Here is a 16,220-nt window from a genome sequence, read left to right as displayed (position 1 = left end):
ATACAAAGGACAAAATAATGAAACTGAAACCTCTCTCTACACTTATCGCAGCAGGTCTGGTCGTTGCTGCATTTACCCACAGTGCTCAGGCCGCCGGACGCTTGATCGTTTATTGCAGTGCGACTAACGCCTTGTGTGAAGCTGAAACCAGAGCATTCGGTGAAAAATATAATGTAAAAACCACGTTTGTCCGTAACGGTTCAGGCAGTACTCTGGCGAAAATTGAAGCGGAAAAACGCAATCCACAAGCTGACGTCTGGTACGGCGGCACGCTAGACCCACACTCTCAGGCGGGTGAGATGGATCTGCTGGCCCCATATAAATCCCCTAATCTGGCGCAAATCATGCCACAGTTCCGTGATCCGGCCAAACGTAAGGGCAACTACACCTCTGCGGTTTACGTCGGAATTCTTGGTTATGGCGTCAATACCGAACGTCTGAAAGAGAAAAAGATCCCTGTTCCAACCTGCTGGAAAGATCTGACCAAACCGATTTATAAAGGTGAAATCCAGATCGCTGATCCTCAAAGTTCAGGTACCGCCTACACCGCACTGGCAACTTTTGTGCAGTTATGGGGCAAAGATCAGGCATTTGATTACCTGAAAAAACTGAACGCCAACATTTCCCAGTACACCAAATCTGGTGTCGCACCCGCACGTAACGCCGCCCGTGGTGAATCCACCATCGGCATCGGCTTCCTGCACGATTACTCTCTGGAAGTGGAAAATGGCGCACCACTGAAACTTATCGCACCATGCGAAAGTACCGGTTATGAAATCGGCGGTGCCAGTATCATCAAAAATGCCCGCAATATGGACAACGCTAAACTGTTTATTGACTGGGTGCTGTCCAAAGAAGCACAAGAACTGAGCTGGAAGAAAGGTAAAGCCTATCAGATCCTGACCAATACTACGGCAAAAACGTCTCCTCTGGCACTTAAATTGTCCGATCTGAAACTGATCAATTACGACATGGATAAATTTGGTTCCAATGATATGCGCAAAGCACTCATCACCGAATGGGTGACAGATGTGAAGATGGCTAAATAAAGTCGATCAAGGGCGGATAACACCGCCCTTAGAAACTATCCATCGAACTATCTTGTCTTCCTGTATTAATAACGCCACAAGGATAGATTCTTACTGTTGTTACCTCACGATAATAATAAAAGAGGGAAATTATGTCTTACACGCTTACTTTGCCTACCAGACAAAAGCGGGATGCGGTGTTCTGGTGGATTGCCCTGACATGGCTGGCTTTCGCCCTTTTGCCATCCTGGAGCCTGGACTACGGCCTTTTCGACTCCACTCAAGATGAAATTTTCACCGCCTATGGCTGGAACGGATTCAACATCAGCTTACTGTGGTTCCTGCTCCCATCGGCGCTGTTACTGCGCCCACTCACACCAGCAAACCGCAATCAGCGTAACCGGCACTATTTTGATGCGGGTTACGCCTTATTATGTGCCTTGTTTGTCATTATCAGTGCGGCCATTATCGGTCGTGGTCTGGGCTACTCGACGATTATTCTGTTTATCTCACTGAGCGCAATTATTACTCTCGCCCTGACCCGCCTTGAATGGCTGGGCGGTGATCGTTTTGTTATCGGCTCACTGGTTGCGGTTATTGTCCTGATCGGGGCGTTTATCCTTTATCCGAGTATCGCCATCTTTATACCGATGTTTACGGATGATACCGGTCAATTTGCTCCGTTTGCCTTTATCTCGATCTTGGGACAGGCACATATTATTCAGGTTATCACTAACTCCATTCTGCTTTCGCTGGCAGTGGGCGTGGGCTGTACCTTCTTCGGGCTGGTTCTGGCAATTTATACCTCCAGAATCGCACGGCGCTCCGCCATTATTGGCCGAGTATTCTCTATCTTGCCCATCGTCACACCACCGTTTGTTGTCGGCTTAGGCGTCACGCTGATGATGGGCCGTTCCGGTTATATGACTGAGTTTATGGCAACCTGGTTTGGCCTCACCAATACCAACTGGCTGTATGGCTTTACCGGGATCTGGCTGGCTCAGGTCCTGGCCTTTACACCAATGGCGTTTATGATCCTTGAGGGTGCCATTAAAACTATCCATCCTTCACTGGAAGAAGCCGCCTATACTCTGCGCGCCAATCGCTATCAAACTTTCTTCCATGTTTTTATTCCGCTGTTGAAACCTGCATTGGCAAACGCTTTCCTGATCGTGATTGTTCAATCGCTGGCGGATTTCAGTAACCCATTGGTACTGGGCGGTAGCTTTGATGTACTCGCGACCCAGATTTACTTTTATATCACCGGTTCCCAGCTTGATTATCCGGCAGCCAGTACGCTGGGCGCTTCGCTTCTGGTTTTTTCCCTGCTGATATTCTGCGTTCAGTATCTGTGGATTGGTAAACGCTCCTATGTCACTGTTTCCGGTAAATCCTATCGTGGTGATGTACAGCCGCTGCCGATTTCGCTGGTTTGGGGTGTCTGTGCCATTTTGTTTATCTGGGTTGTGTTCAACGTTCTGCTGTACGGCAGCATTTTCTACGGCAGTTTCACCGTAAACTGGGGAGTGGATTACACACTGACACTGGACAACTTTATCAAGCTGTTTGGTCAGGGGATGCATGATGGCGCATGGCCTTCACTACTGGATACCCTGCTCTACGCCGGTATCGCCGCCCCCATCACCGCTATCCTTGGCCTGCTTATCGCTTATATCGTTGTACGTCAGGAATTCCGTGGTAAGAAAACGATCGAATTCACCACCATGCTGTGCTTTGCCGTACCGGGTACCGTTGCCGGGGTTTCCTACATTCTGGCCTTCAATGATTCACCTTTTTACCTCACCGGCACTGCGGCGATCGTGATTATCTCTATGACTATGCGAAACGTACCGGTAGGTATCCGTGCAGGCATTGCCGGCCTTGGGCAGATTGATAAATCACTGGATGAAGCTTCGTTGAGCCTACGCGCCGGATCGATGAGAACCCTCTTCCATATTCTGTTGCCATTATTGCGCCCGGCAATCCTATCTGCCCTGATTTACAGCTTCGTTCGCGCCATTACCACCGTCAGCGCTATTGTATTTCTGGTCACACCAGAAACCCGCGTGGCGACCGCTTACATCCTGAACCGGGTGGAAGATGGTGAATATGGCGTCGCTATCGCTTACGGCTCTACCCTGATTGTGGTCATGCTGGCCATTATTTTCCTATTTGACTATCTGATTGGCGAAGCACGGGTTTCCCGTACCAAAGCCAAAAATGCACAGTAATCACGGAGTGACGACATGACACAACACAATTTTGTCGAACTGAAAAATGTAACCAAACGGTTCGGTAGCAACACCGTGATCGATAATCTGGATTTGTCTATCCCACAAGGGCATATGGTCACGCTGTTAGGGCCATCCGGCTGTGGTAAAACCACCGTATTGCGTCTGGTTGCCGGGCTGGAAAAACCCAGCGAAGGTAAAATTTTCATTGACGGTGAGGATGTTACAGATCGTTCTATTCAGCAGCGGGATATCTGTATGGTGTTTCAGTCCTACGCCCTGTTTCCGCATATGTCGCTGGGAGAAAACATTGGTTATGGACTGAAAATGCTGCGGCGACCTAAAGCAGAGATACGCGAGCGGGTTAAAGAAGCATTGGAACAGGTAGACCTGGCTGGTTTTGAAGATCGTTATGTAGATCAGATCTCCGGTGGTCAACAGCAACGTGTTGCACTTGCCCGCGCGCTGATCCTTAAGCCAAAAGTCCTGCTTTTTGATGAGCCGCTCAGTAACCTTGATGCTAACCTGCGCCGCAGTATGCGTGAAAAGATCCGTGAATTGCAGCAACAATTCAATATCACCTCGTTATATGTCACTCATGATCAGAGTGAAGCATTTGCGGTTTCCGATACCGTATTGGTGATGAACAAAGGCAAAATCATGCAAATTGGCGCACCACAAACGCTCTATCGCCAGCCTGCATCTGAGTTTATGGCGAGCTTTATGGGAGATGCCAATATCTTCCCTGCCACTCTGGGTTCTGATTATGTGGAAATTTTCCACTATCGCCTGCCACGGCCAGAAAACTTTACCGCCCACCGTCAATCGGTAACTGTCGGCGTCAGACCGGAAGCCATTACCCTGAGCCGTCACGGAAATGCGAGCCAGCGTTGTACCATCAGCCATGTGGCTTATATGGGGCCACAATATGACGTCACGGTAAACTGGCAAGATCAAACTCTGCTGTTACAGATTAATGCGACCCAATTACAGCCTAATGTTGGCGATAATTATTATCTGGAGATCCATCCATTTGGGATGTTTATGTTGGAAGAATAAAGCAAAAGTTAAGAACATGTTGGAAATCAAGCAAAGTACGAAATCCATTCAAATAAAGGGAAATAAGATGAAGTTAAAAGAAAAGTTAGAAGATTATACCGAAGCCGAATTTTTAGAATTAATTAACATGGTTTTCGAAGGAAAATATTCTTCAGAGATAGAACACGATGCAATCGTAAACAACATTGTGAAAGTCTCAGAATATCCTAGCGGTACAAATTTGCTATTTTATCCAGAAGATGGTACCGAAGATAGCCCCGAAGGTGTACTTAAAGTGGTAAAAGAATGGCGAGCTAAAAATGGCAAGCCTGACTTTAAAAATTAGCAATAAATTCAAATTATGACTTTAACCGGTCTATTCACGTAGATAGATAAAATCGAACAAGTCCGGTTATTATTTTATGAAATAATGATTCGAAATTACATATGTCAATATACCCGTGCTCATTGAAACTGCTTGATTTTTCCCAAAATGAGGATCATGGTATCAGTCATGAAAATATTCATTACCGATGAACAAAAAACCGAACGTGAACACCGCCATCACACTTGCCGTGATAAGAGGGAGTGTAGCGGTCCTGTTGGCCTCAGAGGGCTGGCGTTCAGTGATGATCGTCAGGCCCTGCGTCTTCATGAAATGACCGTTAATCGTCACATCAGCGATTACCTTAATCACCGCAAACTCAAGCCCGAAAATGGCGGCTCTCAGAGCCCTCTCAGCAAAACATGACTTACCGCCATACAGCCCGGATCTGAACCCGATAGAAAGGCTGTGGAAGGTGATGAATGAACCGGTCAGAAATAACCCTTATTTCGCCTCAACGGCTTTGTTCAGGCAGACAATACATCACTTTTTTACGGAAATATTACCGGACCTTGCCGGGAACCTGTCATGCCGTATTAATGACAACTTCCAGGCTTTGAATCCTGCATCTTCAAGTTAAGCGGGTATATACCCAATAGATTTCAAGTTGCAGCGCGGCGGCAAGTGAACGCATCCCCAGTCACATAGATAACTATGTGACTGGGGTAAGTGAAAGCAGCCAACAAAGCAGCAACTAGAGCTCAAAATCTCTATACGCCTGATTAACAATGGCTTTTGCCATCCATTTAGTGATTTCAATAATCTTCTCGTTATCCATATTCCAAATATCTTTCATTACCAGAAAAACTTCAGAGCCATAAATCAGGGAAAAAGAGCGAATGACATTTTCCAAAGCCTCCGGTGGGAAATGCCCTTTTAGTGGTTCAACAACCGTTGCAAGGATCTCCTTACGATGCCCGCGCACCAGTTTCTTTTCCTGCTTATACGCAGACAAATCACGCCCCTGAGCCCATTGCTGTAAAGAAACCAACAGAGCCGCCCGCAATGCACCTTCATGTTGAAACATACGGGGATAGGCAAAATCCAACAGCTCAATAATCCGCTCTTCGGTTTTCTCACTGGAAGGCTTCCAAGTGAGAATTGGCCCAAGGCTAGCACCAACAATTGCGTCAATTAAATCGCTTTGGGTCGGAAAATAGCGGTATGCCGTTGCTCTGGAAACACCAGCATACAGTGCCAATTCGGAAACCGAAGGTATCGCTCTCTGCTCAAAAAGTTCCAGTGCAGCGTTTATCAGCAATGCATACGTTTTTTTCCGAGTCCCGGTAAAGTGAGGTTTAGTATTCAAATCCATCATTGCCACAACTCTTTCACAATAGAAATCTCTAGATAAAGCTTATGGTTAAAATTCTTCTTCGCTATCATCACCCTACTTAATTATCTACAAAATACCCAAATTGATTCAGTTTATTTATGGGTAAAATGAGATGATAGTCTCAATTTGGTAATATAATAGTGATACTAGCGTCTCATCTTGTCTATAATCTGTCCATGAATTAGCCGTCAGCACCAGAGAAGCATTCATAATTATAATGAAAAAAAGCCAAGGCTGTGTTTATATCGCCACTATTTTTGATACCAAGAGCGCAGAAATCTTCTACGTCAAGGATCTGATAGAAAAAGCTGGCCTTGCCGTTCGTACTGTGGATTTAACTACTAAGTCTGGCCCGCTCGAAAGAGGTGCGGACATCACTGCATTAACAGTAGCAGAGCATCATCCACAAGGCAAAGATGCTGTTTTCTGTGATGATAGGGGGAAAGCGATATCCGCAATGTCAGTCGCTTTTAATATTTTTTTATCAAGTCAAACTGATGTTTTAGCGATTCTGGGTCTGGGGGGCTCCTGCGGGACAGCACTGATTACACCCGCAATGCAATCTTTGCCTGTAGGTATACCAAAACTGATGGTTTCTACTATGGCTTCCGGTGATGTTTCAAGTTATGTCGGAGTCAGTGATATCGCCATGCTCTATTCAGTCACTGATGTGTCCGGCCTTAACCGTATCTCCCGTCAGGTATTGAAAAACGCGGCCAACCAAATTGCAGGCGCAGTTTATTTCTACCAAGAGAACAATGTTGAAGATAAGCCAGCTATCGGTCTGACAATGTTTGGCGTCACAACACCTTGCATACAATTACTGACCAAAGAGCTGGAGCAACAGTATGACTGTCTGGTTTTCCATGCAACCGGTAGCGGCGGCAAAACAATGGAAAAACTGGCCGAAAGCCGTCTGCTGAATAGCCTGCTGGATATCACCACAACTGAAGTTTGTGACTATCTGTTTGGTGGCGTTCTGGCCTGTGATGCCGACCGTTTAGGTGCAATAGCCCGCACGCAAACACCTTATATCGGCTCCTGCGGCGCGTTGGATATGGTAAATTTCGGGCATCTGAATACTATCCCGGAACGTTACAAATACCGGCAATTTTACCGCCACAATTCTCAAGTAACATTAATGCGCACCATACCTGAAGAAAACCACCAAATGGGGATTTGGATTGCTGAAAAGCTTAATCGGTGCGAAGGAAACGTAAAATTTATTATTCCCGAAGGCGGTTTTTCCGCTCTGGACATTGAAGGTGGCCCCTTCTGGAATCCTGATGCGACTCAAGCCTTTATCAACGCTTTTGAGTCTACATTTATAGAAACGGAAAACAGACAACTCATTAAAAGCCCTCATCATGTGAATTCACCTGAATTCTGCCAACAGGTGATTAGCGAATACCAGCAGATGATGACAACTTAAGTTCTGGTTCAATGTAAACAACCATTGAAGCAGGAGCAGATATTAATGGGCCTGAACACCAGCAATAATACCGGTTTAGAAGCAGTACTGACAATGAAAGATTGTATACAACTAATTAATGACTAGGCAAAAAGTTGTCAAAATAGTGCATGCTGATGCTATTGTTCTATCAGTCACAACCTCACGTATCTGTCGAGATGTTGTACTAAATAAAGCAGTCAAGTGCTGTGTGTTCTAAAGGGAAGCCATAAGAACTTCCTGTTAATAACCCTGCTGTAAGATGTTGGAAGTTAACAAATTAAATTAAAAAATAAATACACCTGCTTTGTTATCTTCCTTTTCGGAGCTTATCTCCGTCAACACCAGGCTCCTGCGGCACCCACCGCAGGAGTTTTTTTATGAATAAACGGGCAGCAGATTAAAACTTGATAAGATATGGCCTGTGACATTCAATACGCCAAACAACAAAATCAAGCCGATCATCGCATTGCCACCCCAAACTCGATAGGCCGGGCTACCAAACCGTTTACGGGATGCTCTGGCAAGTAAAGCAGGAACGATAGCTGCCCAAACCGTCGCAGCAAGGCCAGCGAAACCAATCGCATAAATAAAACCATTCGGGTAAATCATCCCACCAACCATTGGCGGAAGAAACGTTACCAGTGCGGTTTTAAAACGCCCCAGTTTGGTATCATCAAATTTGAACAAGTCAGCCAAGTAATCGAACAGCCCCAGCGTGACACCCAAAAATGAACTGGCAACAGCAAAGTTAGAAAAAAGGGTCAGCAATAAATTCAGTGTTGAACTATTTAAGCCTCCACTTAATGATTGGACCAGAACATCAATATTACCCCCTTGTTCCAAAATTTTAATAAAACCAGACCGGGGAATATTCCCCATTGTTCCAATCAACCAAACCAGATAAAGAACTAACGCCATTAACGTCCCAATGAATAAACATTTCTTTATTTTTTGTGGTTCTTTTCCATAATATTTCATTAGGCTAGGAACATTGCCATGATATCCAAAAGAAGCCAGACAGAAAGGTAAGGTTGCTAATACATAAGGCCAATAAGTCGGATTAATCTCAGCGGTATTAAATAAAACAGCAGATTCAACGTTATAAATCAAGCCACCAAAAGTCATAAAGAAAGTTAATATTTTGGCGCCAAGAATAATAGAGGTTATCCGGCTGACCGCCTTCGTACTTAACCAGACAATAAATGCAACAGCAAAAGCAAACAAAAAACCGGCAAGTTGCGGCGAAAAATCTATCAACATTTCCTGCATGACATGCTGAATAATCGATCCACTGGCAGAAATATAAGCATAAGTCAAAATATATAAAACAAATGCAATCGTAATACCATTAATGATATTCCAACCATTGCCTAAAAGATCTTTTGTTATCGTCCCGAAACTTGAGCCAATCCGATAATTAAGATTGGCCTCCAATATCATTAACCCTGAGTGTAGCATGCAAAACCAGGTAAAAACCAAAGCAGCGATTGACCAGTAAAACCATGCTCCTGACATTACAACGGGTAAGGAAAACATGCCTGCGCCAATAATCGTTCCGCCAATGATCATTGCGCCACCAAGTAAAGATGGAGACGATTTTTTTATTGGTAAAGTAGCCATGTGCGTGATCCTCGCGTGGCTTTATAATATACGAAATAAAATGTGGGATGCTTTCAGATAGGAAGCACCCCATTTTTATTATTTAATTGGCTTTAATCTTGCAACAAAATGCCGTAATACTGAAGGTTCGTAAGTAAATGTTAATCCTCTGATTTGAGTCGCTCTCTCTTTCAGGGATATAAAAGCCTCTGCAATATAATCCATATGATCATTGGTATATACCCGGCGAGGAATAGTTAAACGCAAAAGTTCCATTGGTGATTCTTTTTGCTTTCCTGTTTTCGGATCACGACCTAACAATAAAGAACCAATTTCGACACTTCTTATTCCCGCATCCAGATACAGTTCATTATTCAATGCATGAGCAGGGAACTGCTCTCCTGGAATATGTGGCAATAATAATTTAGCATCAACGAATACAGCATGACCACCAGTAGGATACTGAATAGGAATGCCAGCATCTCTTAATCTGTTGCCTAAATAAGCCACCTGATTAATACGATATGCAAGATAATCTTCATTCATACCCTCTTCCAAACCAATTGCCAGAGCCTCCATATCACGCCCGGCAAGACCACCGTAAGTGACAAATCCTTCCATTGGCACACAGCGGGTACGCACTTCGTTAAATAAATCTTCATCGTCACGGAAACAGCAAAGACCACCAATATTGACCATCGGGTCTTTTTTAGCTGACATGGTTAGCATATCACCATATTGATACATTTCTCTGACAATTTCTTTGACTGATTTATTCTCGTAACCTTTTTCTCTTTGCTTAATAAACCAAGCATTTTCACAGAAACGAGCCGAATCAATCACTACAGGAATATCGTATTGCTTCGCAATCTCATACACAGACTTCATATTAGCGATAGAGACAGGTTGACCACCTGAACTATTACAAGTCACGGTTGTGATAATTGCCACAATATTATCAGCCCCCTGTTCCGCAATCGTTTTTTTCAATTCATCAATATCAAAATCGCCTTTCCAGTCGTAATACGTAGTTGTATCAAAAGCTTTTGGCGTAACAACGTTAATCGCTTTCGCACCATTTAGTTCAACATGGGCAGCCGTGGTATCAAAATGGAAATTAGAAATAAAGACCGGATGTGTTGCGCCCCCTTGCGCTTTTTTGCGGGCAATCAATGACGGGAATAAGATTTGTTCTGCACCACGACCTTGATGAGTTGGAATGGTATATTGATAGCCAATCAGCTCGTTAACTTTATCACATAAATGATAATAGTTACGGGAACCCGCATACGCCTCATCGCCCATCATCATTCCCGCCCACTGGCGATCACTCATTGCACCAGTACCGGAATCTGTCAGCAAATCAATATAAACAGTATCACTTGGTAACAGGAATGGATTATATCCAGCCTCCTCTAATGCTTTTTCACGTTCCGCACGCGTCGTCATACGGATATTTTCTACCATTTTAATACGGAAAGGTTCTGGAATACGTTTCATGAATATTTTATCCAATAATTGTCTATACTGCGTAATTCAGGAAAAACCCTGAAAAACACACAAAAATACGCCACAATAAATGCAGTGATTAAAAATAAAGATTTAACTAGAGATACAATTAGAGGAATTAATTAGGGAAATAGTTAGAAATACGGTGATCGACATTAAACCATGCCTGTATATTACAAGAATAAATAAAATGATAATGTAAGAATATAGAAGTCATATAATGAATTTATTCCACAGTTAAAACCCGTCACTAAGATATAGATAATCTTTAAATTATCTGTGACCAATCACGCAAAAAAATAAAAATCATAAAAAGTAAATGTTTATATACAATCAAGTAAATTGATTATATTACCTAAAAAACAAATTAACAAGTGACGTATAAAAACCAACATGAAGATTATAACCACACAATTAAGATCAATTAATAAGGCAACATGCTAACACAATAAGAATATTATTAATAAATAAAAAAATTCCACAGTTAACATAATGAATTAATTAATATAACTCACTATGAAAATATCTTTATTTTACCATTTCTCCCTCGATTATCCAGAACCTAAAATGCCACCAGATGATATTTTATTTTCTGATTGTGTGAATTTAAACCTAAATACTGCCAGTCATCCCAAAAATGGCTGGCATTGATGTAGGCTTAAAAGATTTATTTATCACGAATACTAGTTACCTTCTCCATACGACGAACTACATCAAAAGGCTCAAAAAACTTGGTCAAGTTAGATCATTCGAACCTAGCCCCAGAAATAAAATACCAACTATGATTATCGATGTGTGAAATTGATCCATTATTACGTTAAGATGAAGAATAATTTTCACGATACATATAAAAAATAGCGCCGTAAGTTAAACTCATCCTACTTTCACTATTAATTAATAAACTTCATAAATTTGACCTGCTTAAGCGCTATATATACATTTTCTAAAAGCAAGCGCTACACGATTGGCAGGAAAATAGAACAATTCATGGAATGAAAAATACTGATATAATAGAACAAATATCACAAGACAAAGGAATAATGTATGAACCAACATAAACCCTATTGGAATCGTATGGTGCCAGAGCTCACCGTCACTGATTTTTCTCGATCTTTAGATTTTTACCAAAGAATTCTTGGCTTCAAATTACTTATTCGTCGCAATACCCCAGATTTCGCGTATCTAGAATTAGGCGAAGCACAGCTAATGCTTGAAGCACTACATGATGATGGCTGGAATACTGCCTCACTAAATTATCCTCTGGGAAGAGGTGTGAATTTTCAAATTGAAGTTGATGATTTAACGCCTCTACTTAACAATTTAAAAGCTAATGGCATAACATTATACCGAGAAGTTAAAGATAATCATTACCGCGTTGATAAAGTACTGGCCTGCCAAAGAGAATTCCTGGTACAAGATCCCGATGGCTATCTGCTACGTTTCAGCCAATTCATAGAAAACATAATGACATATTGAACGGTATATTCTTTTATTCCCGACAGTTCCTTCACTTTTTTGACGCCTAAATACTATTATGACGCTGAAAAACATAAACAACATACCAACAAACACATTTATTTTTATTGATCAATTATATTTCAGTTTAATAAATCGGTTTAATTACTTACATCTAAAATAAACTAATTTAGATTATTTTCATTAGGTTAAATAGGACACCTTAACGTTTAATTCATTTATAAAAATCCGCCCTTATTAAAGGGCGGAATAGAAATAACAGAAATAGCATTTTGTATAGCACAATAACTGCGCCATCTGAAAATCAATGCATTCCAGCCTCGATTACTTATTTATTCTTAAATACAATAGGGGTTGATTGATCAGGCGTTGAACTATTATGACCATCAGAACCGATAAGACATGTCGCAGTGTGGGATGAAAAAATGACACATTTTATTGCACATATAGGGAAATGTGGCTTTAATACACAAGCATAGGTAAATGCAGAAAAAGTAGAAAAAAAAGTCAACATCAAAATAGTTATTATAAATCGACGCTGTAATCTATTTATCATCATATCACCTCGTTAAATGGTATATTTTTATTTCCATATATTTTACTCCTTCAATTCATTATAGAACAAAATTTAACCAAACAAGTTCTTTTATCTTTTTGTTGATGAAGCGTTTAAGTTTTAATGAAGAAATAAAATTATTTAGATAAATTAAACTTTAAATATTACCCAAACACAAAAACACGACCCCCTAATTTTCACTAATTTATACATTAGCATTAATTATATGATAAAATCACTAAAACAATTAAACAAAACATATAAAATTTCCCACTTCCCGCTGTTATCAGACAACAATTTGCTTGATTTGATATAGTTCCGAAATTATTCACTAATCGACCTGGTATCATAGATTGGCAGCCAGGCACCATAACCAACATTCAGATACAAACAAATTGAAAAATAGCACTCACCTTTTTATTCTTATCCTCTCTCTATTAACAAATGAATAAACCATGTACAATACATGAATATTTTCTGAGTACGCCGCATCTCAAAAAACTATTTATATTTACCTTTTTCAATAAGCAGGTTTTTCAAATGCATCAAACTGATGTTACTGAGCGCTCGCTCTTTTCGTTAAGCTGGCCGATTTTTATTGATATTCTCCTCCATCTGGCCACTTTATTAATTAACACTTATATGGTGAGCCATGTTTCTACTTCTTACCTGGCTGCTATGGCAGTAGGTAATCAGGTCTTTGACCTGTTTATCACTATTTTCAGCTTTATCAGTGTCGGTTGCAGTGTTGTTATTGCGCAATACATTGGTGCCGGTAAACGGGATAAGGCCAGTCAGGCGATCCATATTTCTATTGCATTCAATTTTTTACTTGGGTTTAGTTGTGCGCTGATTACCATCTTCTTCGGCTATAAGATCTTGCATATCATGAATATGCCAGAACACCTGATGAAAGATGGTTTCAGCTATCTGCACATTCTGGGGATCTGTCTGATCCCGGAAGCCATTTCGATTATCCTGGCGACTTGTTTACGGGTTTATGGAAAATCCAAACCGGCGATGTATGTTACGCTGATTGCTAACGTGCTAACGGTGCTGGGTAATATGATCGTCCTGTATGGCTTTTTCGGATTGCCTCAATATGGTCTGGAAGGTGTTGCCTGGTCTACCGTCTTTGGCCGAATTGTTGCTGTTATCCTGTTATTCTGTCTGCTAAGTTATGGCCTGCGGATTAAATTTAAACTGACAGGTTTCCTGCTCTGGTCAAAAAGTATATTGGGCAAAATTTTACATATCGGTTTACCCGCTGCGGGCGAAAACATGGTGTGGGTCCTGCAATATATGACCGCCATAGCATTCATTGGATTGATGGGTGAAATTCCACTGGCAGCACAAACACTCTATTTCCAACTATCACTATTTGTCATGTTGTTTGGTATTGCCACCAGCATTGGTAACGAAATTATGGTTGGTCATCTGGTCGGTGCCAAACGGTTTGAAGATGCTTATATTCGTGGCTTTAATAGTCTGAAAATTGGCTGTATCGTGACCATCGGTGTTGTCGCCGCCTTCTGGCTGCTCAGAGTACCGATTCTGCATTTTCTGACGCAAGATGAATCCATTATCAAACTGTTGTTGCCATTATTCTTACTGTCTGTTTTTCTGGAGCCAGTCCGTACCGCTAATATCATTATGGTGAACGCATTACGCGCTTCCGGTGATGCCCGTTTCCCGTTATATACTGCAATGTTCTTTATGTGGTGTATTGCTATTCCAGTAGGGTATTTCCTTGGCATCAAGATGGAAATGGGGATCTTAGGTATTTGGATCGGTTTCTTCTGTGATGAATGGCTGCGGGGATTGGTTAATACTTGGCGTTGGAAATCTAAAAAATGGCAAACCAAGCGATTAGATCTTTAATCAACAGGTTGTTGATAATTGAGATATTCGCTTAATTACCCTTTAATCTCAACCGCGCTTTTCAGCGCGGTTATTTAATGGAAGGATCACAATCTCTAACCCGATGAAACTGCTTCCATTCCCACCAATCCCACTTTCAGATAGCCCGATTTACGCAAAGCATCCATCACACTCATCAGTGTTTCATAATCCACGGTTTTATCAGCCTGAAAGAAAATTATTGTCTCTTTATTGGATTGAGTTGTCTGATCCAATACCGCTGCCAGAGTATCATGATCGACCTGTTGATCACCGACGTAAAGCTGACGATCAGCCTTAACCGTTAGGAATACCGGTTTTTCAGGACGAGGTTGCGGTTTTGCCGACGATGCGGGTAAATCCACTTTAATATCAACGGTTGCCAGTGGTGCCGCTACCATGAAGATAATCAGCAGCACCAACATCACGTCAATAAATGGTGTGACGTTGATTTCGTGCAATTCGCCGCTATCGTCCAAATCTTCATTAAGACGCATTGCCATAAATCACCTTGTCTTGCTATTTGCCAAATCCAGATCACGACCAAGCAGTAATAATGCCTGTGCCGCCATATCACCAACCTGACCACGGTAAGACGCGATCATACGGGCGAAGATGTTATAAATCACAACAGCCGGAATCGCCGCGACCAGACCAAGCGCTGTCGCTAACAACGCTTCCGCGATACCCGGCGCCACAACGGCAAGGTTAGTTGTCTGTGAGTGTGCGATACCGATAAAGCTGTTCATGATCCCCCACACCGTACCAAACAGACCAACGAAAGGAGAAATCGCGCCAATAGTCGCCAAATAGCCGTTACCACGCCCCATATGACGGCTGATAGCCGCAACTGAGCGTTCCAGACGGAAAGAGACACGTTCTTTTATGCTATTCAGATCAGTACTCTCAGAAGATAACTGGCGTTCTGCCTGTGCTTCACTCAACAGTAAACGGCTGATACTGAATTTGCTGAAACCTTCTGCAATTTCCGCAGCCTGATCAAGACTCTTAACTTCCGCCAGAGCCAATTGCTCTTTACGTAAACGACGACCGGCAGCCAACAGTTCAGTTCCTTTTGAGAAGAATAGCGCCCAAGTAATAACAGAGGCAATTACCAAGCCAACTATCACGGTCTTAACAACAATGTCGGCGTTCTTATACATACCCCAGATGGACAAATCGGTAGCAAAACCACTGGAAAGATTGGTTTCATCAGCTGAAACGGTAGGCACAGCAATATCAGTGGCAACCGGAATCACTTGGGGAGAGTCTGTTGCAGGTGCAGTTTGTGGCGCAACCTGATTTGCCGACTGTGTAGTTGTGCCCGAAGTTGTTGAGGTAGCCGCCGGAGCAGATGTTGTAATCTGTGCGGTTTTTGTCGTGGTGCTGTTATCTGTTGCAGATGCTGGTGTTGTATCAGCCAACGCTGAACCGGTCAGCCCAAACGCTAAGATAATTGAAGCAGTCAAATTACGCATCAGTTGGCTTTTACTCCCTTTCTTATAAACCTTGTTATTTAGCAGTGAATTACCTTTCGTCATCTCACTAACCTTATTTACGCTGAGTCTTAACTCATCTTCAACAAATTGAATGAAAATGAAGGCTGATGATATCAAACATTAAGCGATTTGATAGTAATTATCATTATTGTTTAATAAAAAAGTGTTACCTCTTCACAAAATAAAGTCAAAGAAACCTCACACACCGGTA

13 protein-coding genes and 2 pseudogenes are annotated in these 16,220 nt (G+C 42.1%); 9 read left to right on the top strand and 6 right to left on the bottom strand.

What is annotated here, in order from left to right; translation table 11 throughout:
* Positions 1 to 17 precede the first annotated feature (17 nt).
* The 6 genes and pseudogenes from ACUN2T_RS04850 to ACUN2T_RS04825 form a co-directional block, all read left to right on the top strand.
* Positions 18 to 1,049: an ABC transporter substrate-binding protein gene (locus ACUN2T_RS04850; protein ID WP_445496492.1), complete on the top strand. Its 1,032-nt coding sequence runs from the start codon at positions 18 to 20 to the stop codon at positions 1,047 to 1,049.
* A 131-nt stretch (positions 1,050 to 1,180) separates the two neighbouring features.
* Complete coding sequence (locus tag ACUN2T_RS04845) at positions 1,181 to 3,259, top strand: ABC transporter permease (protein WP_445496491.1); 2,079 nt, start codon at positions 1,181 to 1,183, stop codon at positions 3,257 to 3,259.
* 15 nt (positions 3,260 to 3,274) lie between these two features.
* Positions 3,275 to 4,318, top strand: a complete 1,044-nt coding sequence (fbpC, locus tag ACUN2T_RS04840) for a ferric ABC transporter ATP-binding protein (protein WP_445496489.1) — start codon at positions 3,275 to 3,277, stop codon at positions 4,316 to 4,318.
* Between the two features lie 67 nt (positions 4,319 to 4,385).
* Positions 4,386 to 4,643 carry a bacteriocin immunity protein gene (locus ACUN2T_RS04835; RefSeq protein WP_445496487.1) on the top strand — a complete coding sequence of 86 codons (258 nt, stop codon included), beginning with the start codon at positions 4,386 to 4,388 and terminating at the stop codon, positions 4,641 to 4,643.
* A 168-nt stretch (positions 4,644 to 4,811) separates the two neighbouring features.
* Positions 4,812 to 5,042 (top strand): annotated as a pseudogene (locus ACUN2T_RS04830) (IS630 family transposase); the annotation flags it as partial.
* A 1-nt stretch (position 5,043) separates the two neighbouring features.
* A pseudogene (locus ACUN2T_RS04825) lies at positions 5,044 to 5,262 on the top strand (transposase); the annotation flags it as partial.
* 114 nt (positions 5,263 to 5,376) lie between these two features.
* Here the strand turns inward: ACUN2T_RS04825 and ACUN2T_RS04820 are convergent.
* On the bottom strand, positions 5,377 to 5,997 hold the full coding sequence (locus ACUN2T_RS04820; protein WP_445497805.1) for a TetR/AcrR family transcriptional regulator: 621 nt from the start codon (positions 5,995 to 5,997) through the stop codon (positions 5,377 to 5,379).
* 238 nt (positions 5,998 to 6,235) lie between these two features.
* On the opposite strand from ACUN2T_RS04820, the gene ACUN2T_RS04815 reads away from it, so the two are divergent.
* Entirely contained in the window at positions 6,236 to 7,450 is a 1,215-nt protein-coding gene (locus ACUN2T_RS04815; protein WP_445496486.1) for a Tm-1-like ATP-binding domain-containing protein, read from the top strand.
* Positions 7,451 to 7,846: 396 nt separating this feature from the next.
* On the opposite strand, the gene mtr is transcribed toward ACUN2T_RS04815, so the two are convergent.
* The 3 genes from mtr to tnaC form a co-directional block, all read right to left on the bottom strand.
* On the bottom strand, positions 7,847 to 9,091 hold the full coding sequence (mtr, locus tag ACUN2T_RS04810) for a tryptophan permease (protein WP_445496485.1): 1,245 nt from the start codon (positions 9,089 to 9,091) through the stop codon (positions 7,847 to 7,849).
* 78 nt (positions 9,092 to 9,169) lie between these two features.
* Positions 9,170 to 10,570 carry a tryptophanase gene (gene tnaA / locus ACUN2T_RS04805; protein WP_445496483.1) on the bottom strand — a complete coding sequence of 467 codons (1,401 nt, stop codon included), beginning with the start codon at positions 10,568 to 10,570 and terminating at the stop codon, positions 9,170 to 9,172.
* 127 nt (positions 10,571 to 10,697) lie between these two features.
* Complete coding sequence (gene tnaC, locus ACUN2T_RS04800) at positions 10,698 to 10,796, bottom strand: tryptophanase leader peptide (RefSeq protein WP_071789441.1); 99 nt, start codon at positions 10,794 to 10,796, stop codon at positions 10,698 to 10,700.
* Positions 10,797 to 11,623: 827 nt separating this feature from the next.
* Between tnaC and ACUN2T_RS04795 the strand changes: the two genes are divergently transcribed.
* Positions 11,624 to 12,055 carry a bleomycin resistance protein gene (locus ACUN2T_RS04795; protein ID WP_445496482.1) on the top strand — a complete coding sequence of 144 codons (432 nt, stop codon included), beginning with the start codon at positions 11,624 to 11,626 and terminating at the stop codon, positions 12,053 to 12,055.
* Positions 12,056 to 13,151: 1,096 nt separating this feature from the next.
* Entirely contained in the window at positions 13,152 to 14,492 is a 1,341-nt protein-coding gene (locus tag ACUN2T_RS04790; RefSeq protein ID WP_445496481.1) for an MATE family efflux transporter, read from the top strand.
* Between the two features lie 95 nt (positions 14,493 to 14,587).
* On the opposite strand, the gene exbD is transcribed toward ACUN2T_RS04790, so the two are convergent.
* Together exbD and exbB are read right to left on the bottom strand one after the other, a co-directional pair.
* Positions 14,588 to 15,013: a TonB system transport protein ExbD gene (gene exbD / locus ACUN2T_RS04785; protein ID WP_445496480.1), complete on the bottom strand. Its 426-nt coding sequence runs from the start codon at positions 15,011 to 15,013 to the stop codon at positions 14,588 to 14,590.
* A gap of 3 nt (positions 15,014 to 15,016) precedes the next feature.
* Positions 15,017 to 15,988 carry a tonB-system energizer ExbB gene (exbB, locus tag ACUN2T_RS04780; protein ID WP_445497804.1) on the bottom strand — a complete coding sequence of 324 codons (972 nt, stop codon included), beginning with the start codon at positions 15,986 to 15,988 and terminating at the stop codon, positions 15,017 to 15,019.
* Between the last annotated feature and the right edge of the window lie 232 nt (positions 15,989 to 16,220).

The sequence above is a fragment of the Photorhabdus machadonis genome, from assembly GCF_052657765.1.
Note: the sequence above shows the minus strand (reverse complement) of the source record. Positions and strands in the feature narration are given on the sequence as shown.